General features: G+C 59.6%; 1 protein-coding gene. It reads right to left on the bottom strand.

Annotation, left to right across the window (positions count from 1 at the left end; translation table 11 throughout):
* On the bottom strand, positions 1-3629 hold a 3629-nt coding region (locus tag BEA93_RS23995; protein ID WP_105267682.1), incomplete at both ends, for an AAA family ATPase.

The following is a 3629-nucleotide window of genomic DNA, read 5'->3' as shown; positions in this document are numbered from 1 at the left end:
TCTGATGCCGTCAGCGTTACGCCATTGTGGCTCTGCTGCAGAACCACAACGCCGGCATCATCACGCCCCAGCCATCTGCCCTGCTCATCCAGTCCCTGCATTCGCCCCTCTTCATCCATACGGATTTCCTGCAACCAGACACCCTGTTGTCTGCCGTTCCGGTCGTAAGCCGGCCAGGCCACATGCGGTGCCGGATATTTGCGGCTGCCACTGATGAAGCGGGCTTCACTGTGGTCCGGTAACCCGGTTTCCCGCAGTAACGCCCGCCCCAGCGCATTCTGATTAAGCGTCCGGGCACTGTCCCACAGATTCTGAGCTGTTGTGGCATGAACATCCTGTTGAACGTCCAGCACATCATGCGCTGTCTTCCGGCTTTCACTGGCCGCCACGGATGCCAGCCATTTTCCGGTATCATCGGTATACACCTGCACATGCTGCTTCATCCTCGAGAGCGCCACATACGCATCACTGAGGGAGGCAAGCCGCTGGCGCGCGTCAGTTGCCCCGGCCAGGGCTATCACAAAGGCTTCACTGGCCCCCTGTGCCCGGTGTGCCGTACCGGCATAGCCGTAATCCAGATGCATATCCGACATCTCACGCCCCGGCTGAACCAGCCGGGTATTTTCACCGTGCTTCAGCGTGATATCACCGTTATCAGCTATCCCGGAAACCTCCCACAGTGTCTGGGTATCCCGTCCCTGTTCCCGGTCCTGGCGGGTGAAGCGCACCAGGTCACCTTCCGACAGCCGGATTTCACGCCGGGAAAATACCGCAATATCCCGCAGACTGCTTTCAAAAGCGGAGAGCAGATGGTCCCGGCCCTCTGCATCACGCAGCATCACCACACCGTTTGCTGCATCAGGGCTGTGAATGGTGTAATACTGCTGATTTATCAGCGCCACACCGCCATTATGCTGTGCCAGTCCTGCAACGGATTTCAGGGCTTCTGTCTGTGTTTTTTCCCTGACCAGCACCGTTACCGGAAGTTCCTGCTCTCCGCTCTTTCCGGCCTCATGCAGACGGTCATGAATGCCGGCATTTATGGCCATTGCATCCGCGTTTGTCTGGGTGACAATCAGCGTCTGACGCCGGGCCTCTGCAGTGCGTCCGGTGTAATCATCCACGATGGCGGATATCACCCTGTCTCCCTGCGTTTCTCTCTGTTCGCGGGTCTGGCGAATTTCAGTCACCGATGATGCCGGCACATATGCGCCATTATCCCGGGGCACCTGTTCCGGTGAAACGCGGCGTATCGTGTCCAGCGCCTCGCCGGTACGTCCTTCCAGCAGTGCATACACCACCGGTCGCAGTTCCGGTGACTGACGCACAATGTCTTTCATCACCGCCACATCAATGGCGCTGCGCTGCTGCATCAGAGTAAAGGGCGCACCACTGGCCACCGGCTGTAACTGCAGACTGTCACCGGACAGAACCGCACGACCACCTGCGGCGGCAATGCGGGCCAGCGTGTCAGCCATATCCCGGTTGCCCACCATAGAACTTTCATCGATAAGAAACAGCGTTTTTGAGAAGTTAAGCTGCTCACCGCCATGCTGACGTCGCTCCGTGTCCATCAGAAAAGAGGCGATAGTCTGTGCTTTCACTCCCACACCCTGCATTTCACTGACAGCCCGGTGCGTGGGTGCCAGCCCCACCACATCCGGCCGCAGCCCTTCCGGCAACGTGTCCAGCGCCGCCAGGACACTGCGAAACTGTGTGGTTTTCCCCACACCGGCATAGCCCTGAATGGCCACAAAACGGTCCGTGCTTTCAAGAATCAGCCGGCTGGCTGCCTGCTGGCCTGATGTCAGACCAGTCAGGAGAGACGGGTCCACAGTTTCCATCAGCGAGCGTTGTGTGTTCTTTCCTTCTGCCATTGTGCGCAAAATGGCTTTTTCCTGCAGCCAGGTTTCAGCCGGCACATAACGGCTGGCACTTCCGTCACCCGGCACGAACAGGATTTCCCCGCGCTGAACCAGTTCTGCAAATGTGTGGTGAATACCGTATGGTGTCACTGACGGATGCGCCTTCAGTGCCTCCAGTACCACATCCTGACGGGAAAAGACCACACTGCTGCCCTGTGCCAGCGTTATGGCCTGACGCACCGCTTTTTCGGTCACCGGCATCACACTGTCCCGGGCCTGCTGCATGGCCGTATCCAGCGGCTTACCCTCCGGGCTGACCTGCTCCCGGGCCTGCCGGTACAGTGGAGAACGGGCAAGACGCGCATGTGCCTCTTCTTCTGAGAGTGACGTATAAATCTGCACCCGGTCACCACTGGTGGCCAGTGTGTTAAGCGTCTGCGCCTGCGTGTCACGGGCAGAGACAGCAGCCAGAACAACGCCCTGTTCACTCAGCGTTTTTCCGGGCGTGGTCACGTATCCCTGACTGATTTTCAGTCCGTCCGCAACCGGAAGACGATGCCGGCGCACCCCCTGCCGGACCGTCAGCGTCCGGTCCGTGATGCGCTCAACCGTGACACTGTCACCTGCACGCAGTTTTCCGTGACTGCCGAGCAGCATCAGCTTTTCACCTTCAGCCACCGGAAGCGTTCCGGGCTGATACAGTCGCCAGCTGCTGTCCATGTCCCGGACCTTTATCAGCTGACTTCTGCCTTTCTCATCCGTCAGCGTCAGTGTACGACTGCGGGCCGTCACCCGGTCAATGGTGTAACGCTCAGACGTCCGGCGTTCTGCATCATACCGCTCCAGTATCTGTCCTTCCCGGTAGCTGTCCGTCAGTCTGCGGTTTTTACTGTCGAGGAACACCGGCGTCAGCGTGGATACCGTTACCTCCCTGTCGCCCAGCTCTCCGGCCGCTTTCAGTGACTGACGGATGGCCTCCGTCAGCGCCCGCTGCTCACGACCAGGGGCCTGCGCCACCACGCTCTCGCCCTGTGCATGCAGAACAGCATAATCCATGGCCAGCTGTTCATAACGCTGCCGGCGGTCACCGTGACTTATCACCGACACCCTGACGCCTCTGTCCGTTCCCCCCTGAAGCCGCACCACGCCGGTGTCTTCCAGTGTGGCCAGCGCATTTCCGGTGCCCTTACGACCCCCGCCATCCATCAGCAGCACCTGCACATTGTTACGCAACGCCTGGTCAAGCAGCGTGACTGTCTCCTTAACAGACAGTTTCTCCGCGCCGGCAATCACCAGCGTACTGTCATGCTTCAGCCCCTCCCCGGTCAGCAAATCCTTCCCGCTCACTTTTCCGTTCAGCCCCTGCTGCTCTGCCAGAAAAGCGGTCATCTTCCTGTCCGGTGCCATCACCTGCACCTGGCGTCCCTGACCTTCTGCCATCGCCACAACAGCCTGTATCTGCTCCCGCTGTGTCGCCATTCCCCGCCCGGTACTGATAATGGCCACCGCAGGCAGTGTGTCAGCCAGAACCGCAGCCGCGCCCTGCAGGGGCATTTCAGGTCGCATGCTCACCATTACCCGGTTTTCGCGCATCGCCTGCTGCGCCAGCTGCTGCACACTCAGCTCATCGAGCAGATGAATGGAGGAGGTGAAAAGCCCTTTTTCCTTATCAAGTGGCACCAGTTCGCCGCTGCTGATGGCCTGCTCAATCCCGGCACGGGCCATGGCAATACTGCCCGGTTCAGCCTCCACCAGTGCCAGCGT

The sequence above is a fragment of the Escherichia sp. MOD1-EC5950 genome (assembly GCF_002965345.1).
Taxonomy (GTDB): domain Bacteria; phylum Pseudomonadota; class Gammaproteobacteria; order Enterobacterales; family Enterobacteriaceae; genus Escherichia; species Escherichia marmotae.
The sequence above is the reverse complement of the archived record's forward strand: the minus strand, read 5'-3'. Positions and strand labels throughout refer to the sequence as shown.